The sequence below is a fragment of the Mycobacterium sp. 1245111.1 genome, assembly GCF_001673405.1.
In the GTDB taxonomy this organism is placed as follows: Bacteria; Actinomycetota; Actinomycetes; order Mycobacteriales; family Mycobacteriaceae; genus Mycobacterium.
Genome location: NZ_LZLV01000043.1, coordinates 39,431 through 61,387 on the forward strand (window position 1 = coordinate 39,431; position 21,957 = coordinate 61,387).

The 21,957-nt window shown below is 65.1% G+C and carries 26 protein-coding genes and 1 pseudogene; 12 read left to right on the top strand and 15 right to left on the bottom strand.

Going from position 1 to position 21,957, the window contains the following annotated elements:
• The first annotated feature begins 3 nt into the window (after positions 1 to 3).
• Positions 4 to 876, top strand: coding sequence for an acyl-CoA thioesterase II (locus A5658_RS08580; RefSeq protein WP_067333068.1), 873 nt, complete (start codon positions 4 to 6; stop codon positions 874 to 876).
• Here the strand turns inward: A5658_RS08580 and A5658_RS08585 are convergent.
• From A5658_RS08585 to A5658_RS08595, 3 genes are all read right to left on the bottom strand, one after another.
• On the bottom strand, positions 873 to 2,189 hold the full coding sequence (locus tag A5658_RS08585; RefSeq protein ID WP_067333069.1) for a cytochrome P450: 1,317 nt from the start codon (positions 2,187 to 2,189) through the stop codon (positions 873 to 875). The genes A5658_RS08580 and A5658_RS08585 overlap by 4 nt on opposite strands.
• Before the next feature lie 78 nt (positions 2,190 to 2,267).
• Positions 2,268 to 2,774, bottom strand: a complete 507-nt coding sequence (locus A5658_RS08590; protein ID WP_067333070.1) for a nuclear transport factor 2 family protein — start codon at positions 2,772 to 2,774, stop codon at positions 2,268 to 2,270.
• Positions 2,771 to 3,226, bottom strand: a complete 456-nt coding sequence (locus A5658_RS08595; RefSeq protein WP_067333071.1) for an SRPBCC family protein — start codon at positions 3,224 to 3,226, stop codon at positions 2,771 to 2,773. The genes A5658_RS08590 and A5658_RS08595 overlap by 4 nt, the downstream gene beginning before the upstream one ends.
• A gap of 305 nt (positions 3,227 to 3,531) precedes the next feature.
• Here A5658_RS08595 and A5658_RS08600 point away from each other — a divergent pair, with 305 nt between their 5' ends.
• Genes A5658_RS08600 through A5658_RS08605 form a run of 3 tightly spaced genes read left to right on the top strand, consistent with a single transcriptional unit; the run spans position 3,532 to position 4,537 of the window.
• Positions 3,532 to 3,927, top strand: coding sequence for a hypothetical protein (locus A5658_RS08600; protein ID WP_369830498.1), 396 nt, complete (start codon positions 3,532 to 3,534; stop codon positions 3,925 to 3,927).
• A 37-nt stretch (positions 3,928 to 3,964) separates the two neighbouring features.
• On the top strand, positions 3,965 to 4,165 hold the full coding sequence (locus A5658_RS27445; protein ID WP_082993029.1) for a hypothetical protein: 201 nt from the start codon (positions 3,965 to 3,967) through the stop codon (positions 4,163 to 4,165).
• A 6-nt stretch (positions 4,166 to 4,171) separates the two neighbouring features.
• Entirely contained in the window at positions 4,172 to 4,537 is a 366-nt protein-coding gene (locus A5658_RS08605) for a hypothetical protein (RefSeq protein ID WP_082993030.1), read from the top strand.
• A gap of 63 nt (positions 4,538 to 4,600) precedes the next feature.
• Here A5658_RS08605 and A5658_RS08610 read toward each other — a convergent pair whose 3' ends face one another.
• On the bottom strand, positions 4,601 to 5,584 hold the full coding sequence (locus tag A5658_RS08610; protein WP_067333099.1) for an esterase family protein: 984 nt from the start codon (positions 5,582 to 5,584) through the stop codon (positions 4,601 to 4,603).
• A 354-nt stretch (positions 5,585 to 5,938) separates the two neighbouring features.
• Between A5658_RS08610 and A5658_RS08615 the strand changes: the two genes are divergently transcribed.
• Entirely contained in the window at positions 5,939 to 7,120 is a 1,182-nt protein-coding gene (locus A5658_RS08615; RefSeq protein WP_067333073.1) for a hypothetical protein, read from the top strand.
• Positions 7,121 to 7,130: 10 nt separating this feature from the next.
• Here A5658_RS08615 and A5658_RS08620 read toward each other — a convergent pair.
• From A5658_RS08620 to A5658_RS08635, 4 genes and pseudogenes are all read right to left on the bottom strand, one after another.
• Positions 7,131 to 8,004: pseudogene (locus tag A5658_RS08620) on the bottom strand (LLM class F420-dependent oxidoreductase).
• A 12-nt stretch (positions 8,005 to 8,016) separates the two neighbouring features.
• Positions 8,017 to 8,577 (bottom strand): YceI family protein, encoded by a 561-nt coding sequence (locus tag A5658_RS08625; RefSeq protein WP_067333074.1) that lies wholly within the window; start codon positions 8,575 to 8,577, stop codon positions 8,017 to 8,019.
• Positions 8,574 to 9,587 (bottom strand): alcohol dehydrogenase catalytic domain-containing protein, encoded by a 1,014-nt coding sequence (locus A5658_RS08630; protein ID WP_067333075.1) that lies wholly within the window; start codon positions 9,585 to 9,587, stop codon positions 8,574 to 8,576. Before A5658_RS08630 ends, A5658_RS08625 begins: the two co-directional genes overlap by 4 nt.
• Positions 9,588 to 9,596: 9 nt before the next feature.
• A complete protein-coding gene (locus A5658_RS08635; RefSeq protein ID WP_067333076.1) occupies positions 9,597 to 10,859 on the bottom strand; it encodes a cytochrome P450 in 1,263 nt (420 codons plus the stop codon).
• Positions 10,860 to 11,119: 260 nt separating this feature from the next.
• Between A5658_RS08635 and A5658_RS28705 the strand changes: the two genes are divergently transcribed.
• The 3 genes from A5658_RS28705 to A5658_RS08650 all read left to right on the top strand — a co-directional run bounded on the left by A5658_RS28705 (position 11,120) and on the right by A5658_RS08650 (position 12,130).
• Positions 11,120 to 11,332: a dihydrofolate reductase family protein gene (locus A5658_RS28705; protein ID WP_067333077.1), complete on the top strand. Its 213-nt coding sequence runs from the start codon at positions 11,120 to 11,122 to the stop codon at positions 11,330 to 11,332.
• 121 nt (positions 11,333 to 11,453) lie between these two features.
• Positions 11,454 to 11,891, top strand: coding sequence for a hypothetical protein (locus A5658_RS08645; RefSeq protein ID WP_067333078.1), 438 nt, complete (start codon positions 11,454 to 11,456; stop codon positions 11,889 to 11,891).
• Positions 11,892 to 11,911: 20 nt separating this feature from the next.
• Positions 11,912 to 12,130, top strand: a complete 219-nt coding sequence (locus tag A5658_RS08650) for a hypothetical protein (RefSeq protein WP_067333079.1) — start codon at positions 11,912 to 11,914, stop codon at positions 12,128 to 12,130.
• On the opposite strand, the gene A5658_RS08655 is transcribed toward A5658_RS08650, so the two are convergent.
• On the bottom strand, positions 12,131 to 13,261 hold the full coding sequence (locus A5658_RS08655) for a nitronate monooxygenase (protein WP_067333080.1): 1,131 nt from the start codon (positions 13,259 to 13,261) through the stop codon (positions 12,131 to 12,133).
• Positions 13,262 to 13,408: 147 nt separating this feature from the next.
• A complete protein-coding gene (locus tag A5658_RS08660) occupies positions 13,409 to 13,882 on the bottom strand; it encodes a hypothetical protein (protein ID WP_067333081.1) in 474 nt (157 codons plus the stop codon).
• Positions 13,883 to 13,961: 79 nt separating this feature from the next.
• On the opposite strand from A5658_RS08660, the gene A5658_RS08665 reads away from it, so the two are divergent.
• Positions 13,962 to 14,699, top strand: a complete 738-nt coding sequence (locus A5658_RS08665) for a glucose 1-dehydrogenase (RefSeq protein ID WP_067333082.1) — start codon at positions 13,962 to 13,964, stop codon at positions 14,697 to 14,699.
• A gap of 19 nt (positions 14,700 to 14,718) precedes the next feature.
• On the opposite strand, the gene A5658_RS08670 is transcribed toward A5658_RS08665, so the two are convergent.
• Together A5658_RS08670 and dtd are read right to left on the bottom strand one after the other, a co-directional pair.
• A complete protein-coding gene (locus A5658_RS08670; protein ID WP_067333083.1) occupies positions 14,719 to 15,585 on the bottom strand; it encodes a TIGR03619 family F420-dependent LLM class oxidoreductase in 867 nt (288 codons plus the stop codon).
• A 114-nt stretch (positions 15,586 to 15,699) separates the two neighbouring features.
• Complete coding sequence (gene dtd, locus A5658_RS08675; RefSeq protein WP_067333084.1) at positions 15,700 to 16,131, bottom strand: D-aminoacyl-tRNA deacylase; 432 nt, start codon at positions 16,129 to 16,131, stop codon at positions 15,700 to 15,702.
• 29 nt (positions 16,132 to 16,160) lie between these two features.
• Here dtd and A5658_RS08680 point away from each other — a divergent pair, with 29 nt between their 5' ends.
• From A5658_RS08680 to A5658_RS08690, 3 genes are read left to right on the top strand one after another with little or no spacing between them, the layout of a single operon-like run.
• Complete coding sequence (locus tag A5658_RS08680) at positions 16,161 to 16,469, top strand: MTH1187 family thiamine-binding protein (protein ID WP_067333085.1); 309 nt, start codon at positions 16,161 to 16,163, stop codon at positions 16,467 to 16,469.
• 4 nt (positions 16,470 to 16,473) lie between these two features.
• Positions 16,474 to 17,748, top strand: a complete 1,275-nt coding sequence (locus tag A5658_RS08685; RefSeq protein ID WP_067333086.1) for a competence/damage-inducible protein A — start codon at positions 16,474 to 16,476, stop codon at positions 17,746 to 17,748.
• A gap of 9 nt (positions 17,749 to 17,757) precedes the next feature.
• Positions 17,758 to 19,278: a hypothetical protein gene (locus A5658_RS08690; protein WP_067333087.1), complete on the top strand. Its 1,521-nt coding sequence runs from the start codon at positions 17,758 to 17,760 to the stop codon at positions 19,276 to 19,278.
• Between the two features lie 242 nt (positions 19,279 to 19,520).
• On the opposite strand, the gene A5658_RS08695 is transcribed toward A5658_RS08690, so the two are convergent.
• The 3 genes from A5658_RS08695 to A5658_RS08705 form a co-directional block, all read right to left on the bottom strand.
• Entirely contained in the window at positions 19,521 to 20,117 is a 597-nt protein-coding gene (locus A5658_RS08695) for a hypothetical protein (RefSeq protein WP_067333088.1), read from the bottom strand.
• Entirely contained in the window at positions 20,114 to 20,626 is a 513-nt protein-coding gene (locus A5658_RS08700) for a hypothetical protein (RefSeq protein ID WP_156751327.1), read from the bottom strand. The genes A5658_RS08695 and A5658_RS08700 overlap by 4 nt, the downstream gene beginning before the upstream one ends.
• A gap of 103 nt (positions 20,627 to 20,729) precedes the next feature.
• Positions 20,730 to 21,944: an MFS transporter gene (locus A5658_RS08705; RefSeq protein ID WP_156751329.1), complete on the bottom strand. Its 1,215-nt coding sequence runs from the start codon at positions 21,942 to 21,944 to the stop codon at positions 20,730 to 20,732.
• Between the last annotated feature and the right edge of the window lie 13 nt (positions 21,945 to 21,957).

A 21,957-nucleotide genomic window follows, 5' to 3' on the forward strand; every position in this document is an offset into this window, starting at 1 on the left:
TGCGTGACCTCTCCGCCACCCGTCATCACGCTTCGCGACGTCCTCGACACCCTTGACCTCGAACAGGTGAACGCGGAGTTCTTCGTCGGCAACCAGATCGACGAAATCGCGCATCACATCTCGGGCGGGCACATCGCCGCGCAGGCATTGATGGCGGCCGGCCGAACCGTCACCGACCGCCTACCGCACAGCATGCACATGTACTTTCTACGCGCGGGCGACGCCAGGCAACCGGTGGACTTCGAGGTCACCGCGCTGCACGACGGTGGCACGTTCTCGGCCCGGCGAGTGACCGCCCGGCAGTTCGGCTTGGTGCTGCTGGAGGGCGTCGCATCGTTCAGCAGAACTGTCGAAAGCACTGTCTACCAGCAACTTCCACCGGATCTACCCGATCCCGACTCGGTTGCGACGTTCGCCGCCCAGCACAGCGATCACGCCGACGAACGAAATGGCTGGTGGGTACGCGAACAACCCATCGACTACCGCTACGTCGATCCGTCGGCCAGGCTCGCGGCCGACATCAGCGAGCCGCCACCGGCCGGCATCCGAATGTGGTGGCGCCCCAACGGCATTGCCCCGACCGATCCGGTGGTTGCCGACTGCCTGACCGCGTTTGTCGCGGGCCGCACGCTGCTCGAGTCGGCAATGATCGCCCGCCGCACGACTCCGCTGGGGCCAGGATTCTCGGCGCTGATGGATCTGGCGATGTGGTTCCACCACCCACCGGACCTGTCGGATTGGGTGCTTTACGAACAGCATTCACCCAGCGGCATCGGTGGCCGGGGGCTGGCCCAGGGCACGATGTTCAACCGCACCGGCGAGCTGGTCTGCACCATGACGCTGGAGTGCTACTTCGGAGGTAAATCGAGCGGCTAGCGGTTAGCCAGCGACCTGGCCGGGCCCAGCGCCACCGGCAGGGTAGACCAGCCATGCAGAACCCGGGTGTCACGACGACTGCCGAGGCCTGCGGAGCGGACCTCGGGGAAGCGATCGAAAAACGATCGCAGGCCCACTTCACCTTCGGCGCGGGCCAATGCCGCGCCCAGGCAAAAGTGCCTGCCACCGGAGAAGGCCAAATGCCTGCCGGCGTTGTCGCGTTCGATGTCGAAGGTGTTGGGGTCTGCGAACACGGCCGGGTCGCGGTTGGCCGCGGCGACGTAGACCAACACCAGCTCGCCCTGATTGACGCGACGGCCTCCGATCTCGGTGTCGTCCAAAGCAGCTCGCGCAGTGAGTTGAACCGGCGATTCCAGCCGCAGGATTTCCTCCACAGCATTGGGCCACAGCTCGGGGCGCTGGTTGAGCGCGCGGAGGTGCTCAGGTTTGTCCAGCAACATCCGAATCCCGTTGCCCAGCAGGTTCACGGTGGTCTCGAATCCGGCAGCCAGCACCAGACCGGCGACTGCCTTGAGCTCGTCGCGATCGAGATACGTTTCCGGTGAACCACTTTCGGCCTTGCGGATCAGCTGGCTCATCAGGTCGTCGCCGGGACTGCGACGCAGCTTGTCCAGGTGCGCGTCCAGCCACGAGTTGAATCCGACGAGTCCGCGCTGTACGCGCCGGTATTGCGGCCAGGGAAGTCCGAAATCCAGGCTGGGAGCGGCGAGTTCGCCGAACTCGAGGATGCGTTGCCGATCGCCTTCGGGCACCCCCAGGATGTCGCTGATAATCGCGACGGGAAGCTGCGAGCAGTACCGGTCGACGACGTCGACCACACCCGGTTCGCGGGACAACTCGTCGAGCAACGCCCCCGCGGTCTGTTCGACCCCGTCCCGCAGTGCACCCACGGCCCGATGGGTGAACACCGATGACACCGTCTTGCGGTAGCGGGTGTGGTCCGGCGGTTCGACCGCCAGCAGTGACGGCGGAAGGAGCGGATGCAACAGATCGTCGCGGGTGCGCGATTCCAGCCACCGCAGTGGCGCAGGCAGATTCGACCCGATCGACAGCACGCGGAAATCGTCGGACCGCAGCAATTCGTGACCGATCGCGTGATCCGCGGTGATGTACCCGACGCTGGACCGCGCCAGCGGGCCGCGGGCCCGTACTTCCTCGTAGAACGGGACCGGGTTGGCTTTGACGCTCGGGTCGGCGATCAGCCGGGCCTGTAGGTCGCCGCGACGCGCGGCGATCGCGGAACCACCGCGAACGAAACCGTGCAGCGCCAGCCAGTGCAGTCGCTGCTTCATCGCGATAGCCACAGCTCGAGCCTCCACTTCGTTGCGCAGTGCTGCCCAAAGCTTACGGACTCACCTCGAGATCGGCCGTCAGCCCAGTTCCCAGTTCATGTTCCGCGCAAAGGTCAGCGCGTCGTCGGTGGCGGTGCCCATCGCGTGACTCCGCTCCACGTACGACCGCACCATCGGCAGGAAGTTCATCGGGTTGTAGGCGTCTTCCTCGTAACTCCACAAGTTGTCGCCGGCGTACTTCATCACCGACAGGTTGGCGGCCTGATGAATGCTGCCGTCGCCGGGGTCGCGCATCCGGTTCAGGAACTCACAGAACACCCACCCACGGTCGACGTCGATCGAGTGCCACGACGTCGGATAGAACGGCATCTCGCTGCCTGGAAACACGTTCATCGTCGAGACGATCCAGTCACGGATCTGCTCGCGGCCGTGCAGTGTTCCGTAGGTGTGCTCGACATACGTTGCGTCTTCGGTGAACTGGTCGGCGAACCGCGACCAATCCCAACTGGAACCGATCTCGACGACGACCTGCTTGTGGTGTTGGAAAGCCTCATCGATTTCCTCGCGCGACCACTGTCCGCTCATGCTTCCGCCACATCCTTGATCCGGTTCAACGTCTTGGTCATGTCGCGGACGTTGCGTCGCTGCCGCAGCCATCCGCCGAACAGCCAGTAGTAGACGTGGACGAACGGCGAGGACGTCATCCGAAACGACTCGGTGACATCGGTGCCGTCACCTTCCGGCGCCAAGGCGTAGTGCCAATTGTTGACCGCCCGGTCGCCCACCAGGACCTCGAACCCGAACTCGCGCAGGGGCTCGCACGCGGTGACGCGGCAGACGGTCCAATACACCGGGCCGATCTCGTTGCGCTTGACGTGACCACGGAATCGAGCACCCACCGCGGGCCCGGTCGCGCCGTCTAGCCATTCGGCTTCGAATACTTCGGGGGAGTAGCTGCCGATGCTGTGGACGTCGGTGATCAGGTCCCAGATCTTGTCAGGCGGTGCCGCCATATGAACTGTCGCAGAACCCTGCATGGGCTGATCCAAGCATGCTCGCGGGGGACCGGTGCGTGGAAATGCGTATGTTCACTATTCGGAATGGCGGCTCGAATGGCAGCGCGGCAAATACCAGAAACGGCGCGCGCGTAACCCGCCGATTGCGTCTGCCAGCCCAAACCTTGTCTCGACGATGGATCCGCGCTAGCGTTTCGAAGTCTTCAAATCACTGTTCAGACGGAGTGATCATCATCGACGATTACCACAGCACAAAGCGGTCCAAGAACGACGGCGGACCCGATGACGGCGAAGCGCCCGTCATCGTCAGCTTGGTCGAGGCGGCGATGCAAATGTTCTCCGCCGCCATCGACGCCCTGCCCGACACCAGCGATCCGGAATTCTCCGGCCGCGCCAACGTCATCCTGTCCGGACTGCGCAAGCTGCAGACGGCGCTGACCAAGGCCGCAAGTCGCGGTCGCGCCACGCCGTCAGTCATCGTGTCGCTCAGCGGAGTTCGGACACGTTACGACGACCTGATGGCGATGGCAGCCGAGGCTCCCGGCGCGACGTTGGGTCAGCAGCTCTACGTCGTCCGGCGGCGCGCGAAACTGTCGGCGCAGGAAACCGCGAACGGAGTCGGCCTCACCGCCGAACTCCTCGACGCCATCGAGGCCGAGGAAGTCCCGACCGACGACGAAGCGGCCCGGATCAAGGAGCTGCTCGCGGCTCTAGGGGGCTGACGACCACCACGGCGGCTAGCTCAGTACGTGGTCGGCTGTGAACGACGACAACGCGTCCAGTCTGCGCTCACCCGCAGCGCGGGCGTTGACGCTCGTGATTTTGTCGACGGCCTTGATCGTCGGGGGTGCCTACCTAGCCGTCGATCGGCTGCATGCCAAGGCGTCTAATGCGGTCGAACACCCGGGACCCGCGGCCACCGACGCCCAGACACAAACCGAGATGGTCGAGCACGCCTGAGACATCGTGGCGATCGCGGGGCTCCGTCAACCCACCGGCGCCTATCTGTTGATGTCGTGCAAAAACCGCGACGATCCGCCCTACCAGGGCGCGGTCTATCTGGACTTCCAACTGCCGACGGACGTGAACCCGGAGCAGTACTTCCACACGGCCGCCGACGCGATGGTGGCCCGCGGTTGGCGCGAGGGTCCGCCGCCCAACCAGCACCTGTTCGGCCGAAACCTGTCGAAGGACGGCGTCAACGCCAATCTGTATCCCGACTCCGGCACCTCGACCCACGGCGTCGCACGGATCTACGGCCACTGCCGCGACATGACCGATCATCGTGGTGCGAAGGGGGATTGGATCGATATCACCGACCGCCTGCGTTGATCGAATCGGCGACAAAAACTGCGCTTGACGGATCACCGTCAAGCGCAGTTTTGTGCGAGAGGACTAACCGCCGGCGTGAGCGCCCAGCGCGCCCTGAAGGTCGGGCTTCATCGCGTTCAGCTGCGCACCCCAGTACTCCCAGCTGTGGGTTCCATAGGGCGGGAAGTTGAACACGGCGTTGTGGCCACCCGCGGCGTTGTAGGCGTCCTGGAATTTCTTGTTGCCGCCGATCATGAAGTTGCTCTCCAGGAACGTGGCAGGCAGGTTGGCGCCGCCCAGTTCGTTGGGAGTGCCGTTGCCGCAGTACACCCAGAGGCGGGTGTTGTTGGCGACGAGCTGGGCGACATTGATCGTGGGGTCGTTGCGCACCCAGGCGGGGTCGCTGTCGGGTCCCCACATGTCTTCCTTCTTATAGCCGCCGGCGTCGCCCATCGCCAGGCCGATCCAGCTCTGTCCGGTGGACGGGCTGAGATAGCCGGACAGCGAACCGGCGTAGATGAACTGACCGGGGTGGTAGATCGCCAGGTTCATGGCGGACGAACCGGCCATCGAGATGCCGATCGCCGCGCTGCCGGTGGGCTTGACGCTCTTCTGCGATGACAGATATCCGGGCAGCTCGCTGGTCAGGAACGTTTCCCACTTATAGGTCGAGCAGCCGGCCTTGCCGCACGCCGGGTGGTACCAGTCGGTGTAGAAGCTGGACTGACCACCGACCGGCATGATGACCGACAGCCCGGACTGGTAGTACCACTCGAAGGCGGGGGTGTTGATGTCCCAGCCGTTGTAGTCGTCCTGGGCTCGCAGACCATCTAGCAGATAGACCGCCGGCGAGTTGTTCCCGCCGCTCTGGAACTGGACTTTGATGCTGCGGCCCATCGACGCCGATGGCACCTGAAGGTATTCGACAGGAAGCCCGGGTCGGGAGAAGGCGTTGGCCGCCGGCGAACCGCCGACGAGGCCGACCAGACCCGGTAGAGCGGCGGCAGAAATAGCGGCGACCGTCAGTCGCCGCGCCCACCCTCGCATCTTGTCGCTTACATATGCCATATCAGGCCCCTTGTCGACGGCGTCACGCACTAAGAGCAAAACTTACCGTGGAGTTGTCCATATGTCGATGAAGACGCAAAGGTGTCGCGATTTGACAGCAACCAGCGCCACCTGCGCGGAGCCTGTGCCAGGGGCGCTAAATGACGGTTCGTGGCAACGTTTTGCGCCCACCCGCAATTGCACAGCTGTCTATCCCCGGGTCGCACTTCGTCGCGGTGAACGCGTAGGGTGACGCGGGGTAAGACCGACGAGACCACGCTGTCCCGGTCCTTCCGCCGCCCACGAACCAGTGCGTCAATCGGCATGTTCGCAGGGTGCGGCGCACGGGCATCGGGCCGCGATTGAGGTGCAGATTTGGACACGGTACTTGGGCTGTCGCTCACGTCGACGGCGGTCGGCTGGGTCCTCGCGGAAGGCCGCGACGCCGACGGCGCCATCCTCGACCACGACGATTTCGACGTACACCCCACCGCTGGCGTGCAGGCAGTTCACACATCAGAACAGGCAACCGCGGCCGTGCTGGACGCCCAAGCCGCCGCGGCCGGTTTCGATCAACGACTCCACGTCGTCGGCGTCACGTGGAGCGACGCGTCGGCCGCCGAAGCGGCCCTGCTTGTCGAATCGCTCACCGACGCCGGATTCAACAACGTCGTGCCCGTCCGACTTCACGACGCCTGCGACATGCTGGCCCGCGCCATTGCGCCGGTCGTCGGCTACGACCTGGCCGCGGTGTGCGTGCTCGACGGTGACTCCACGATCGTCGTGATGGTCGACGCCGAGGACGGCGAACCGCAGACCGCCATCAAGCAATTGTCCGGCGGCCCTGGGCATTTGGTCCACTGGCTGAACGCTCTCTTCGAGCGCAGCACCTGGCAACCGGGTGGAGTCGTGATCGTCGGCGCCCAAGACGACGTGGACGCGATGTCGGCGCGGCTCACGACACTGCCGGTACCGGTCATCACGCAAGCCGGCGCGGAGTTGGCCTTGGCGCGGGGCGCCGCGCTCGTGGCCGCGCAGAGCACCGAATTCACCGACGCCGAGATGCTCGAGACCGTGAACAGCTGGCGGCAAGACCCGGTCGCCGCCCGGCAGCGGTCCTATGCGGGCGCGGTGACGATCCTTGCCGCCGGCGCAGCGACGTTTGTGGCGTCGCTGTCGCTCGCCCTGGGACCGCATCTGGTACCGAACCACGCCCCCGACCCGGTCCGGCCATTCGCGCACCGGGCCGCCCTGACACCGATCGCCGAGGCCGCGCCGTCAGCGGTGGTCCAGCCGCCGGCTCGCCCGGCGCCCAAGCCCGCGCCGGTGCAAGAGCCGGTGGTCGAGCAGCAGCATGTCGTCGCGCAGGCGCCTGTCGAGGTTCCCGCGGTGGCACCGGTCGCACCGCCCGCGCCGCCACCCCCGGTCGCACCTCCGCCGCCGGAGCAGCCGCCCAACCCGCACCCGCTGCTGACCAAACTTTGGCTGCGCCTGCATGGACAAGATCCGGATCAACAGCAGCCACCGCCCCCGCCTCCCGGCGCGCCGACTCCCTAGCCGGCCCGAGTTAATCCCGGAATTCCCACGCGATTTCAGCGGCGTTGCTTAACACGCTGAGGTGTTCGTCGACCGACGTCAGGCCCGCATTCATGGTGTTGACGGCGACGTGGGTCGCACCCGCGTCCGCCCAGAGCCGGAAACCGTCGGCCAGGTCCTCACCGCTGCCGTTCCAGGAAACCTGGCCCTGCATACCGAGTTTGGCCGGATCCCGACCGGCCGCGGTGGCCGCCTGCTCCACCTCGCGACGCGCCTGCGCGAGTTTGGGTCCCGGCCCGACCATCGGAAACCAGCCGTCACCGAGGCGGCCGGCACGGCGAAACGCACGCGACGTGGACGCCCCGAACCACACCGGGATCGGGCGCTGGATCGGCAGCGGCGCAATCCCCGCCCCCGTCACCGTGTGATAGCGGCCGATGAAGGTGACGCTCGGCTCGGTCCACAATTTGCGCATCAGCTCCACCTGCTCGCCGCAGCGTCTGCCCCTGGTCGAAAAGTCTTCTCCCAAAGCCTCATATTCGACGGCGTTCCAGCCGAGACCAACCCCGAGGCGCAGTCGGCCGCCGCTGAGCAGGTCGACCTCGGCCGCCTGTTTGGCGACCAGAACAGTCTGTCGCTGGGGCAGAATCACCACACCCGTGACGAGCTCGACGCTGGTCGTGACGGCGGCGAGGAAGCCGGAACGTCACCAGTGGCTCGTGAAACGTGTTGTGCATGTCGTACGGGCCTTTCCAGCCGGCATGAACGGCTGCGTCGGCTCCGACAACGTGGTCGTAGGCCAGCAGATGCGCGAACCCGAGCCCTTCGACGTGCTCGCCATAGGCCCGGACGGCACCCGCGTCACCGCCAATCTCGGTCTGCGGGAACACCACTCCGATCCGCATCGCGGCTCCTTCTCAGGAATGTTTGGCGCGCTTCGCGCTGAATGCCACTACCACGTCGTCGGCGACTTTCAGCGAGCCCAGCAGCTGCGAGTAGGGCTTGATGCCGAATTCCGTTTGCTGGACCGTGGTCTCGCTGGACAGCCACCAGTTGTCGCCCTGATCGTCGACGCGCAGATCGACGACCTGAGCTCGGGACGTGTCCTGAATGGTCAATGCCCCGGTCAACCGGTACCCGTCATTGATCTTCTCAATATCGTTGGCTGCAAATGTGATTCGCGGATAGCGCTTGACGTCCAGCGATCGCAACGCGTTGCTGCGCACCAGGATTTTCTCGGGCGCCGATAGCGGGGTGACGCCGCCCTCACCGCGCACGACTTCCAGGGATCCGACCTCGACGGCCAAATCCGCGGCCACCGGCTCGTCGGCGTCCCACCGCGTTGTCGCCCGCCAACGTCTCATCGCGAGGGTCAGCCGGTGGCCCATCGCGGCTGCCGGGCCGGCGACACCAGTGTGAATCAGCAAGTAACCATCGGAGCCGTCGAGGCTCCATTCGGCGGCGTCGTTGCCAGTCAAATCGTCAGGACAGTCCGGTAGTGAGCTCGGCCTTGTTCCAGCGCCGCATAGCCTTCCGCGGCCTGTGCCAGCGGCAGTTCCTCGATCCAGGCCCGCACTCCGGTCTGCACCGCGAATTGCATGGTGTCCTCGACCTCGCTGGCCGTGCCGGACGGATGGCCGACGATGCTGAGACCCGGGGTGATCAGCTGCAGCGGGCTGATCGGCAGCGGCTCGGGGGTGACGCCGATGGTGAGCAGTTCGCCGCGGGGCAGCAGCCCGCCGACCGTCGCGGCCATCGCCTTCGACGCACCTGCGGTCGCCAGCACCACGGCGACGCCGCCGAGGTCATTCAAGGCGTCGGCGACGTCACCGTCGGTCGCGTCGATGTAGTGGTGCGCACCCAACTTGAGTGCGTCCTCTTTCTTGGCGGTTCCGCGGTTGATCGCGATGGTCTCGAAACCCATTGCCCGAGCGAATTGAATCCCGAGGTGACCGAGCCCGCCGACACCGAGAATCGCCACCCGGTCTCCCGGCAGGGCTCTGGTGTGCCGTAACGCGTTATATGTGGTCACCCCCGCGCAACCCATCGGCGCCGCCTCGGCGTCGGAAAGCTCCGCGGGGATCCTGGCGAGCGCGGTGGCAGGTACCGTCGCCGATTCCGCGTAGCCGCCGGGGTAGTGCCAGCTGGGCACCTTTCCGTTCAGGCAGTGGATGAACTGGCCCTTGCGACACTGTGTGCAATGGTTGCAATTACCGCCGAACCAGCCGACGGCAACACGGTCACCGACCGCGAATTCCTCAACACCAGGACCGATTTCAGCGATTGTGCCGGCGATCTCGTGGCCCAGGGTGAGCGGCCAGGTCAGGCCGGGGAAGTTACCGGCGACGAAGTGGGCGTCGGTGCCGCAGATGCCGCAGGCTCCGACCTTGATCCGCACCTCGCCGCGCTCCGGTGACCGTGTCTCGACGTCGGCGAGCTCCAGCGGCGCTCCCGCGGATTTGACGTGAACTGCTTTGTGTGACGGCATTGCCGTAGCCTAGTGCGCGACAGGGTGTTTCGCTGAGGCATCGCTGTGGTAGTCGACCTGCCAGTGCTTGATGCCGTTCAGCCAGCCCGAGCGCAGCCGTTCCGGGGTCCCGATCGACTCCAGGTTGGGCATGGCGTCGGCGATCGCGTTGAACATCAGATCGATCGTCATCCGCGCCAGGTTCGCGCCGATGCAATAGTGCGCCCCGGTTCCGCCGAAGCCGACGTGCGGGTTGGGGTCTCGCAGGATGTTGAAGGTGAACGGATCGTCGAACACCTCTTCGTCGAAATTGGCTGAGCGATAGACCATTACGACGCGCTGACCCTTCTTGATCTGCACACCGGACAGCTCGTAGTCCTCGAGCGCGGTCCGTTGGAACGACGTGACCGGTGTGGCCCACCGAACGATTTCGTCGGCCGCGGTCGCCGGGCGCTCCTTCTTGTAGAGCTCCCACTGGTCCGGGAAGTCGGTGAACGCCATCATGCCCTGGGTGATCGAGCTGCGGGTCGTCTCGTTCCCGGCTACCGCCAACAGGATGACGAAGAACCCGAACTCGTCGTCGGAGAGCTTGTGCCCATCGACGTCCGCCTCGACCAGCTTGGTGACCAGGTCGTCGCGGGGATTTTGCGTCCGGTCGGCCGCCATCTGCATGCCGTACGTGATCAGCTCGACCGACGCGGTGATGGCATCGTTGTTCGCGAACTCGGGATCCTGGTCGCCGACCATCTCGTTGGACCAGTGGAACAGCTTCTTGCGGTCTTCCTGCGGCACACCCATCAACCCGGCGATGGCCTGCAACGGGAGCTCACACGAGATCTGTTCGACGAAGTCGCCGGAGCCCTCGGCCGCTGCGGTCTCGACGATGCGCCGCGCGCGTTCGGCGAGGTCTTCGCGCAACCGCTCGATCGCGCGAGGGGTGAAGGCCCGCGAGATAATCTTGCGCAACCGGGTGTGCTGCGGGGCGTCCATGTTGAGCAAAACGAACTTGCCGCGCTCGACCTGCTCGCCGACCGTGCCATCCTTATAGCGCGGCAGCGCGGTCTTCTCCAGACTGGAAAAGACGTCGCTGCGCAGCGAAATCTCTTTGACGTCCTTGTGTTTGGACACCACCCAGAAACCGCCGTCGTCGAACCCGCCGGCCCCTAGAGGCTGCTCGTTCCACCAGATCGGCGCGGTCCGGCGGAGCTCGGCGAGTTCTTCTACCGGCAGGCGCTCGGCGTGGATATCGGGGTCGGTGAAATCGAATCCCGGAGGAAGATTCGGAGTTGGCATCGGTGGCACTCCTATGAAAACGGCTTGGATATGACGCGTTCTGGCCCAGTAAAGCACCACGACAGCCGAGATGGACCGTGTCTGAAGGGATTGCCCAGCACGAGAATGGAACGTGTTCTCGTGATGGCTTCGATGAGTTTCGTCGCGGTCCGCGGTCTGGATCTAGTGCCAGCACAAGTAACCACGAGGGGACCAGTCATGCGCATCGTTGTCAGCGACTTCAGCAGCCTCGACGGTGTGGTGCAGGCGCCCGGGGCGCCGTGCGGGAATTGCGGGCCCGCAACGGCCAAGCGCTACAGGTGATGGGCAGCGCGTCGTTGGCCGCGCAGCTGATCGCCCACGGGCTGGTCGACGAATACCGGCTGATGGTCGAACCGATCCTGCTCGCCGGGGGCAAGAGACTGTTTCCCGACGACGGCATCGCCCGCGCACTCGAGCTCGTTTCGGCGACGACGCCGCCACCGGTGTCCTGATCTGCACTTACCGGTCGGTAGCCCACTGAGCGAAACGGCCTTGTGGCACCGGCGGTACTGACTATGCTTGCCTCCAGGTCACGGGCGGAATGTGCCAGCGACCCACTACCGAAGGTGGATCATGATTCGCGAATTGTTCGTCGCCACTGCGATCAGCGGAGCCGCTGTCGGCCTGGCCCCTGCCGCCCTTGCCGACCCCGGTCATTACGACGGCGACGTGCCGGGCATGAATTACGACGCGTCACTCGGGGCGCCGTGTGACAACTACGACCGGTTCATTTTCGGACGCGGCCCCGGCGGTCAGGCCGAGGCGTGCCACTTCATCACCAACCAATTCCCCGCCGCACAATCGGGGTACTGGGTGATCACCTACCCGTTGCGCGGCGTGCAGGAAGTCGGCGCCAAGTGTGACAACCCGCGCGGATTGTCGGCCCAGTCGCCCGATGGGCAACCCATGATGTGCACCGAACACGGTTGGCAGATCGGCCAATTGACCGGCGGTGGTTTCCCGAACGGCATCGGCCCCGGCTTCCCGTCGTTCACCGGACTGAACCCCTAACCCCCGAACAGGAGACAGCCATGGCTTTCACGCCGAAAGACGCGATCGACGCCGCCCGCGACATCGTCAGCAATGCCGTCGAGCGGTCGGCGGACATCGTCGATAACGCCGGCCACATCATCAAGGGTGATATCGCGGGTGGCACCGGCGACATCGTGCACAACTCGATCGACATCGCGACCTACGCGGTCGAGCGCACCAAAGAGGTCTTCACCGGCCCGCCGGCCGACGAGGAGTAATCAGACGGACGCAGCTTCGTTCAACTCGTCGAGCTTGCTCGTCGCTTCCAGGTACTCCTGCACCCAACGCTCGATCACCGTCGACGTCTTCTCGACCTTGGTTAGCTGTCCGACAACCTGACCGACCGGGTTGAACGCCACGTCGACGGATTCGTTGGGGTAACGGTTGGTCGCCCGCACCGCCATCCCGGAAACCATGTACTGCAACGGCATTCCCAGCGGCTTCGGGTTTTCCGGCGCCTCCCAGGCATCGGTCCAGTCGTTGCGCAGCATCCGGGCGGGCTTGCCGGTGAACGAACGGCTTCGCACGGTGTCGCGGCTGCCGGCCTTCATGTAGGCGGCCTGCTGGACCGGCGTGTTCGAGGACTCCTCGACCATCAACCACTGCGACCCGGTCCACGCGCCCTGACAGCCCAGCGCCAAGGCCGCTGCGATCTGCTGACCGCTGCCGATGCCGCCGGCGCCGAGCACCGGGACCGGCGCGACCTCCTTGACGACCTGGGGCCACAACACAATTGAGCCCACCTCGCCGCAGTGGCCGCCGGCCTCGCCGCCCTGGGCGATGATGATGTCGACGCCGGCGTCGGCGTGCTTGCGGGCCTGCGAAGGAGAGCCGCACAGCGCGGCGACCTTGAGCCCGGCGTCATGAATGTGCTTGATCATGTCCGGCGGCGGGGTGCCAAGCGCGTTCGCGATCATCTTCACCTTGGGATGGGTGAGCGCGACTTCGACCTGAGGCGTGGCCGTGGCCTCGGTCCAGCCCAAGAGCTGCAGGCTGTCGCCATCGCTGTCCTCGATCGGCACACCGTGGTCGGCGAGGATCTTCTTGCCGAAGTCCAGGTGGTCCTGCGGCACCATTTTGCGCAGCGACTCGGCCAGTTCCTCCGCCGACAGGTGCGAGTCCATGCCCTCGTACTTGTTCGGGATGACGATGTCGACGCCATAAGGGTGGTCGCCGATGTTCTCGTCGATCCATTTGAGCTCGATCTCGAGCTGTTCCGGGGTGAAGCCGACTGCTCCCAGCACACCGAAACCACCGGCCTTGCTCACCGCGACGACGACGTCGCGGCAATGCGTGAACGCGAAGATCGGAAACTCGATACCGAGTTCGTCGCAGATGGGAGTGTGCATGGGGAGATCCTTACTTGGTTGCTTACCGCGGTGTAGGCGAATTGGAACGTGTTCTAGTTTAGTACGGATCGAGCCAATTGCGACACCCGGGTGAAAGTGAGCACTTACGGGCTGCGCGACCCCGGCGCTGGCGCCTCGCGCGGACCGTCAGAGCACGGCGTCGTGCACCAGCCACAGCAATGTAAAGGTCGACATACCGACCGCGCAGGCAAGGTGATCACGCCAAATCGACCGCGCCAGCACGGTTTGAGCGCTCGGGCTTCCCGAACGGCTACCCAGCCGGGCCGCATTGGGCACCGTGTGAGTAGCGGCCAGCAAAATCGGACCGCCAATCAGGAGCGCCGACAACGCCATCAGCCACCCGGGGTCATGCCCTCGCACCATCCTGAATCCCAACGCGGCGATAAGAAGCGCCATGACGACGGCGATGAGGTGGCCCATCGGTCGCGATTCGGTGACCGCGCGCCGGTAGTACCGCGCGATGGAATCCAGCACCTGATCAGGCAGTTCACGGGCAGAGCCCTTGGCGGTGAGTGTTTGTGCGTCGAAGATGAGGTCCATCCACAACACGGCAAGCAGGAAACCACCGCACGCGGTGAATAGGGGTGTTGTCGCGCTCATCGCTTGATTGTCACCTCCGGTCGCGATGCCGGTGGAACAAGTTCTAACTTCGTGGCCGTCTGCTGTAGCGTGACGCGGCATGGGACGCGTGGACGGAAAAGTAGCAGTGATCAGCGGCGGCGCTCGGGGGATGGGCGCTGCCCACGCTCGCGCACTGGTCGGCGAGGGCGCCAAGGTCGTAATCGGCGACATTCTCGACGATGACGGCAAGAAGCTTGCCGACGAGCTCGGCGACGCCGCACGCTACGTCCACCTCGATGTCACCCAGCCCTCCGACTGGGAGACCGCGGTGTCCACCGCAGTCGACGACTTCGGCAAGCTCAACGTGCTGGTCAACAACGCCGGGATCGTGGCGCTGGGTCAGCTCGGCCAGTTCAACGTGGACAAGTGGAACAAGGTCATCGACGTCAACCTCAATGGCACATTCCACGGCATCCAGGCCGCGGTCGAACCGATGAAGGCGGCCGGCGGCGGCTCGATCATCAATGTCTCGTCGATCGAAGGTCTGCGTGGCGCCATCATGGTGCACCCGTACGTGGCCTCGAAGTGGGCGGTGCGCGGGTTGACCAAGTCGGCGTCGCTGGAGTTGGCGTCGCAGAACATCCGGGTGAACTCCATCCACCCGGGTTTCATCCGGACCCCGATGACCAAGCACTTCCCGGACGACATGGTGACCGTTCCGCTGGGTCGTCCGGGCGTCGCCGACGAGGTCGCCACGTTCGTGGTGTTCCTGGCCAGTGACGAGTCCTCCTATGCCACGGGCGCCGAGTTCGTCATGGACGGCGGTCTGGTGAACGACGTCCCGCACCGGATGTAACCGCTAGCGGCCCAAAACCCTATCGACACCGTGCAATAACGGTCTCGGCGAACCTTTCGATCGCGGCGCGACAGCCGTCGCGGTTGCTCGGCTCGACACCCTCACCCATCCAGGGCGCGCACATCACCGCGGTGATGCCGATATCTTCCGCACGGCGGAAAAGATCGGCCGACGGCATCTCCAGCAGCGCCAGCATGATCTCGAAAGGCTCACCGTCGCGGCCGTAGTCGCGCCGTAGCTCCATCAGCTTCTGCACGTATCGGGCCGCGTCGTCCCAGACATACGCCGTGCCGACCCAGCCGTCGCAGAGTCGAGCCGCCCGGCGCAGCGCGACCTCCGATTCGCCGCCCGACAAGATCGGCACCGGCGACGGCGGATGGGGCTCGAGCATCATCTCCGGCACCTCGTAAAAGCGACCACTCCACGACACCCAGCCGCCCTGCCACAGCGCGCGCAACGCGGGAATCATTTCGTCCAACCGCTTGCCGCGCGTCCTGAAATCTTGTCCCAGCAAGTCGAATTCCTCGCGCATCCAGCCGGCGCCGACGGCGAGTGACACCCGGCCGCCGGAGATCACCGCTGCGGTGGCCACCTGTTTCGCCACTTCGACGAGCGGCCGGGACGGGGCGACGTAGATGGCGTTGGAGAACCGCAACCGCTGCGTGATCGACGACATCGCACCGATCATGATCCACGAATCCGGCCAAGCGGTCTCGGGTTGCCACGGTGGCACCCCGGCGGGTGACGGATAGGGGGAGGTCAACTTGCGCGGATAGATCAGGTGATCGGCGCAGATGACGCCGTCGTATCCGCATTCGTCGAGCATGCGGGCGATCTCGAGCGCGTCGTTGGTGTCCATAAACGGTGTGCCGGACCAGAACTGCATCACGCCACCTCGACACCCGCGAAAGTGCAACTGCCGACGCATTTCCCGAGTAGAACCGTCGGTTGTTGCACTGTCGCGGGGTCTCGCGTCCACCCGTCGCTCATCGAACTCCCTTCACAGTTCCAGCAATATGGTCACGGGTCCGTCGTTGACCAGTTCGATCTGCATGTGGGCGCCGAAGATCCCGGTGGTCACGTCGGCGCCCAGACGTCGCAGCGCGACTACGAATTCGTCGACCAACGGTTCGGCGACCGTCCCGGGTGCGGCAGCGTTCCACGACGGTCGCCGTCCCTTGGCAGTATCGGCGTACAGCGTGAACTGGCTGACTACCATGATCGGTGCGTTGAGGTCGGATGCCGACCGCTCGTGGTCGAGAATCCTTAATTGCCAGAGCTTTTCGGCTAGCCGTCGGGCTTTGTCGGCGTCATCGTCGTGGGTCACCCCGACGAGCGCCACCAGCCCCTGGCCGACGGGGCTGATCGAGCCGACAACCTGGCCGTCCACCGACACCGCTGCCGACGTCACCCGTTGCACCAGTACCCGCATGGCCAGATGGTGCCACGTACGCTCGGGCCATGTCGGTACTCGTCGCGTTCTCGGTTACGCCGCTCGGTGTCGGGGAGGGGGTCGGCGAACTCGTCGCCGAGGCGGTCCGGGTGGTTCGCCAATCGGGATTGCCGAACAAGACCGATTCGATGTTCACGGTGATCGAAGGCGACAGCTGGGGCCAGGTGATGGCGGTCGTCGAGCGCGCGGTCGAAGCGGTCGCGGCTCGCGCCGCCCGGGTCAGCGTGGTGATCAAGGCGGACTGGCGATCAGGCGTCACCGACGCGATGACCAGCAAGATCGACTCGGTCGAGAGGCATCTGACACCACCCGCCTAATGTCATAGCGGTGAGCGCACGCGCGGGCATCGTCGTTACCGGAACCGAGGTTTTGACCGGCCGGGTGGCCGACCGTAACGGTCCCTGGCTCGCCGATCGCCTGCTCGAGTTGGGCGTCGAGCTCGCTCACATCACCATCTGCGGCGACCGGGTATCCGACATCGAAGCGCAGCTGCGCTTCATGGCCGACGCGGGCGTGGACCTGATCGTCACGAGCGGCGGGCTCGGGCCCACCGCGGACGACATGACGGTGGCCACCGTCGCCCGGTTCTGCGGCCGCGAACTCGTACTCGACGCCGAGCTGGAGAACAGGATCGCCGAGATCTTGAAGAAGCTCATGGCGCGCGTCGGTTCCGGCGATTTCGAGGCGCTGCGCGCCGCCAACCGCAAGCAGGCCATGGTCCCGGTCGGCGCGGTGGTGATGGATCCGGTCGGGACCGCCCCCGGTGTCGTCGTTCCGGGCAAACCGACCGTCGTCGTGCTGCCGGGCCCGCCGCGCGAACTGCAGCCGATGTGGAAAACGGCAGTGCAGATACCCGCCGTCCAGGAGGCCATCGCCGGCCGGACCGTCTACCGCCAGGACACCATCAGGATGTTCGGGTTGCCGGAATCCGGTTTGGCCGAGACCCTGCGGGAAGCCGAGCACCAGGTGCCCGCATTTGCCGAGTTGGAGATAACGACCTGTCTGCGGCGCGGGGAGCTCGAGATCGTCACCCGCTACGAACCCGACGCCTCCGCCACGTATCGACAACTGAGCGAACTGCTCCGAAACCGCCACGGGCAGCACATCTTCTCCGAAGACGGCTCGACCGTGGACGACCAGATCGCGCAGCTGTTGACCGGGCGTCGAATCGCGACGGCCGAATCGTGCACCGGGGGACTGCTGGCGGCCCGGCTCACCGAACGGCCCGGGTCGTCGGCCTACCTCGCCGGTGGGGTGGTGGCGTACGCCAACGACGCGAAAACCGACTTGCTCGATGTCGATTCCGCATTGATCGAGACACATGGCGCGGTGTCCGAACCGGTGGCCGAGGCGATGGCGGCCGGCGCGTTACGCCGCTTCGGCGCCGATACCGCGGTGGCGATCACCGGCATCGCCGGCCCCGGCGGGGGAACCGACGACAAACCGGTCGGCACCGTCTGCTTCACCGTCGCCCTGGGCGGCCACGCACCGTCGACGCGAACGCTTCGACTCCCGGGCAACCGCAACGACATCCGGGAGCGGTCGACGACGGTGGCGATGCATCTGCTGCGTCAAACGCTCCAACAACCCCGCTAACATGACCGGGTGCCCTACCTGCTTCGGCCGTTCGTGCTGGCGTGGCGGTATTGGCCGCAGATAATCGCGTGCTACCTGGTTGGCATGCTGGCCCGTCGTGGCGCCGTCGAATGGGCCGCCTACGTCGGGCACAACCACGCTTTTTGGGCAGCGATGATCATGCCGTTCGCCGGTTTGGCGACGCTGGGTTCGTACGTGGCGATGTTCCTGGTGGTCCGTCGCGGCGTGCCGGTTCTCGCGGATCTGCCGCGCCCCTCACTTCGCGGCGTCGACCTGTTCACCTCGATCGTCGCGCCGTTCTTCGCGATCTACCTGGCTTGGCAACTGTTCAAAGAAGATTGGCTGGCCTACCTGGCGCGTGCGCTGGACTATCAGATCGACGAAGCGTTCAGCGGAATCGACACCCATGCCCTTCCGATACCGAAAACCACATGGATCGTCATCATTGGCGCGCTGATCATCCGATATCCGTTGCGGTACTTCGCGGGCCGGCTGCCACGGTGGCTGACAGCCGTGCGGATCTACATCGACTCGCTGTGGATATTTTTAGTGCTGAGCTATTCGTTGTCGGCAGGATTCACGTTTCTGGTCAACCCGGCCGGGTGGGTCGCCAAACGCCGAATCGTGGTGTGGTTCACCAGTACTCGCGCTGAGCTGTTCTCCCACGTCAAATTTCTGGAGATCGGGTGGAAGGGCCTAATGTGGGCGGTGAAGACCGTGTTCGGCGGTGCGGGGGTGCCGCTGATGTGGCTGGCGGTGATTGGCATCGTCTACGGGGTGTCGACGCAGGCGGACTGGCATGCCGCCGCCCGCCGAACCATCGGTGAGCGCGGCGCGACGTTGATCGAACAGGTGATGCCTGCGGGCCGTATTCAGCGCCGGTGGACCGTCGTGCCGGAGGCGCTCCGGGGCAAGGTGTCCGACTACGCGAAGTCGAAGACCGGTCGCTATCAGCCGATCGTCGACTCGGCCAAGTTGATCCTGCACGGCGGCCCGGTGGCACTGGCCGCCTACGTGCTCGCCTACCTGGCGCTGGCATGGCTGGACACCGGCGGCAGTTTCTACGGACCGTCGAACGACCATGGCTACCTGCTCCGCGGCATGGCCTGGCTCATCGGCCCGCATGACTGGGGTTTCTGGAGGTCGTTCATGCCGACGCTTGGCCTGGTCTCCCAGCTGATCGTGGTGCCGCTGCGAATCGCGTTGATTGCCACTGTTTTCGGCTATTGCTGGCTGCACGCGACGCGCGCTGAGTCGGTCAAGCAGGGGACAGGCTCAGAACTGGAGACGCTGCACGATGGCGGCGCTGCTATCGATGACGTCGACCGCGTTGGGTTTGACATCGGCGGGCAGCAGGAAATCGAACTGCAAGGGCCCGGGCCTGTTACAGAACTCGGTGGCGCCGGGGTCGAGCGGGTAGACGACGCCGGAGCTCGACTGGTCTCGCCACCGCCGTCGCCCGTCAGTGAGGACCCCGTCGCACGGCTGCGTGGTCGGGGGACCCGACCGCTCGATGATGACGACAGCTAGCGTGGCGCCCTGCGGTATCGACGGCCCATCGGGTCGATCCGGCAGCTTGGCGACGCGCCGGACCGATCGAATCCGCCATGTTTGCCCGAACACCGACGCGCTCGCGCCAAGCGAGGCGACACGTTGCGGTTCCACCGTCCGTCGATAGCCCACCCAGTCCGGATACAGGTTGACCACGCAAGTCGTCGCCAGCGCGGCGGCCGCGGCCGCAACGCCGATCAGGTTTCGCACCCACAGCCTGTTCATGTCGCCGGACCGATCTCGAACGGTTTGACCGCAATGATGTCGGAGCGGTCCTGCGGCCGGTTGGCGAGATCGATCACCAAGCGGTCGTTGAGTCGCTCGTCGCCGCCCGCCCACACCCGCACCTGCAGCGGGCCGGTGATGGCCGGCTGCATCAACTCGGGCGCGACGTCGAAAACCCAATAACCGTGTTGCGGCAATCCGGGGTCGACTCGAACGCCGAAGCCGGGCATCGGGGTGCGCAGTGCCTGCTGATAGGTGTTGCCGCCCAACACCAGATCGGCGCTGACCAACTCCGACGACGTGAGCGCCGACACCGTCGCGTCGACGACGAGCCAGGTTCCGATCGCCGAGACGGTGCTCGACGAGTATCGGCCGAGTGCGAATTTCGCTTTGGGCGCTACCCGTACCTTGGTGACGGCGACGTCCAGCGCGCGGCCACGCACCGCGTTACCCAGGCTGCCATGGACGTCGAAAGGCGTGTATATCTGCGTCGGAACGGGCAGGCGGTGCCACAGCAATGCGGCAGCGGTGATCAGCACCGCTGTAAGAGGTAGCGCCACCCGGCGGGCGATCGCCGCACGCACATCGGTCATAGTTTCACCACCGGCACCACAATTTGGGCGTAAACGGTCTCACTGGCGAGCCAGTCCTTGCCATAGGTGACCATCATTTCGCGCAGTTGTTTCTGCCAAACCCGAAGTGTCACTTTGGAACCGGCGGCAATCTCGCTATGCGGGACTTTCCACAGGAAGACGACCTTCTCAGACAGTTTGGGTCCCAGCGCCACCACCATTGACGAGTCGGCGATTCGGAACGCACCAAGGAACTCCTTGTGCGGTTGCTGCAAATCGAATTCCGCGCTGCCGGTGACCCCGCCCAAGGAACCCTGGATCGGCCCGTCGTTGCGGACCGAGCTGACCAAGCCCAGGTAGATGTGATCGGGCGTGGCCGGCATGAGCACCCGCTTGCCCGCGCGAACATCGTCCAGAACGACGGCCTTCGTGACGTTCACCGTGAATTCGCCATCGCTGTAAGGCTGTCCGACGTTGAACACTTTCGGTTTCGCATCGACACTGTCCAGACCGCCGAACAGAGCCGCCACTGCCACCACCGCCCCAGCGACCAGATGCCACATCTGCGGAAGTTTCAGCTGGGCCAACTCACCACGTATGAACCGCTTGAGTCCGCTGAGCATGTCGATGAGCCTATCCGCCACTGGCCGGGGTCGTCGCACTACTTTCGCTACTACCGAAGCGGATTCCGGTGGCGTCCTTGCCAATCGCCGTCAGTACCGCGACGGCTATCAAAACGGGCCCGATCGTCGCGGCCAGTGCAAACGGGTAGCCGTGGCTCTCGGCCAGCCGTTCTTGGATCGGCAAGTTGAACGCCGCCAAGAGATTGCCCAGCTGGTACGTGACACCCGGGTAGAAGCCGCGGATGGCATCGGGCGACATTTCCGTGAGATGTGCGGGGATGACGCCCCACGCGCCTTGCACCGCGAACTGCATCAAAAACGAGCCAAGGCACAGCATCGCGGCGGAATGCGAATAGGCGAACAACGGCACGATCGGCAATCCCAGCACGGCGCAGAAGATCACGGTGTAGCGGCGGCCGAACCGCTGTGACAACGAACCGAAGATCAGCCCGCCCGCGATCGCGCCGATGTTGTAGATCACCACGATCCATTTGGCGGTCGTGTGGGAGAGGCCGGCGCCGCCATCGTGGGTGGCCGACAGGAACGTCGGGTACACGTCCTGGGTGCCGTGACTCATCCAGTTGAAAGCCGCCATCAACAGCACCAGATAAATGAACCGGCGGATGACCGCCGCATCACGCAGAATGTCGCGAATTCTGGTGCGCGTCACCTTCATTCGGTCTTGCTCGGCTTCCCATACTTCGGACTCCTGCACCCGGTACCGGATGATCAGACTGATCAGCGCGGGGATGATGCTCAGCCCGAACAGCCACCGCCACGACAACCCGAGTTGATCGATCACCAACAGCGACGCCACCGTGGCGAGGAGATAGCCGAACGCGTAACCCTCTTGGAGCAGTCCGGAGAAGAACCCCCGCCGCTCTACGGGGACCTTTTCCATCGCCAGCGCGGCACCGAGTCCCCATTCACCGCCCATGCCAATGCCGTACAGCAGTCGCAGGACGACAAGAACGGTGAAGTTGGGCGCGAACGCGCACAAAAATCCGACCACCGAATAGAACACCACGTCCACCATCAGCGGCAGCCGGCGTCCGACCCGGTCGGCCCACAGCCCGAACAGCAGCGCACCCACCGGCCGCATCAGCAAGGTCGCGGTCGTCAGGAATGCGACTTCCGCCTTGGTGTGGTGGAACGTCTTCGCGATGTCGGCGTACACCAGCACCACGAGGAAGTAGTCGAAGGCGTCCATCGTCCAGCCCAACATCGCAGCGACGAAC

Bases quoted from the DNA above. Each gene is read 5' to 3' on its own strand.
- A5658_RS08585 (WP_067333069.1), bottom strand. From the start codon at position 2,189: ATGAAGCAGCGACTGCACTGGCTGGCGCTGCACGGTTTCGTTCGCGGT.
- A5658_RS08590 (WP_067333070.1), bottom strand. From the start codon at position 2,774: ATGAGCGGACAGTGGTCGCGCGAGGAAATCGATGAGGCTTTCCAACAC.
- A5658_RS08595 (WP_067333071.1), bottom strand. From the start codon at position 3,226: ATGCAGGGTTCTGCGACAGTTCATATGGCGGCACCGCCTGACAAGATC.
- A5658_RS08600 (WP_369830498.1), top strand. From the start codon at position 3,532: ATGCAAATGTTCTCCGCCGCCATCGACGCCCTGCCCGACACCAGCGAT.
- A5658_RS08610 (WP_067333099.1), bottom strand. From the start codon at position 5,584: ATGGCATATGTAAGCGACAAGATGCGAGGGTGGGCGCGGCGACTGACG.
- A5658_RS08630 (WP_067333075.1), bottom strand. From the start codon at position 9,587: ATGCCGTCACACAAAGCAGTTCACGTCAAATCCGCGGGAGCGCCGCTG.
- A5658_RS08635 (WP_067333076.1), bottom strand. From the start codon at position 10,859: ATGCCAACTCCGAATCTTCCTCCGGGATTCGATTTCACCGACCCCGAT.
- A5658_RS08645 (WP_067333078.1), top strand. From the start codon at position 11,454: ATGATTCGCGAATTGTTCGTCGCCACTGCGATCAGCGGAGCCGCTGTC.
- A5658_RS08650 (WP_067333079.1), top strand. From the start codon at position 11,912: ATGGCTTTCACGCCGAAAGACGCGATCGACGCCGCCCGCGACATCGTC.
- A5658_RS08655 (WP_067333080.1), bottom strand. From the start codon at position 13,261: ATGCACACTCCCATCTGCGACGAACTCGGTATCGAGTTTCCGATCTTC.
- A5658_RS08660 (WP_067333081.1), bottom strand. From the start codon at position 13,882: ATGAGCGCGACAACACCCCTATTCACCGCGTGCGGTGGTTTCCTGCTT.
- A5658_RS08665 (WP_067333082.1), top strand. From the start codon at position 13,962: ATGGGACGCGTGGACGGAAAAGTAGCAGTGATCAGCGGCGGCGCTCGG.
- A5658_RS08670 (WP_067333083.1), bottom strand. From the start codon at position 15,585: ATGCAGTTCTGGTCCGGCACACCGTTTATGGACACCAACGACGCGCTC.
- dtd (WP_067333084.1), bottom strand. From the start codon at position 16,131: ATGCGGGTACTGGTGCAACGGGTGACGTCGGCAGCGGTGTCGGTGGAC.
- A5658_RS08680 (WP_067333085.1), top strand. From the start codon at position 16,161: ATGTCGGTACTCGTCGCGTTCTCGGTTACGCCGCTCGGTGTCGGGGAG.
- A5658_RS08695 (WP_067333088.1), bottom strand. From the start codon at position 20,117: ATGACCGATGTGCGTGCGGCGATCGCCCGCCGGGTGGCGCTACCTCTT.
- A5658_RS08705 (WP_156751329.1), bottom strand. From the start codon at position 21,944: ATGTTGGGCTGGACGATGGACGCCTTCGACTACTTCCTCGTGGTGCTG.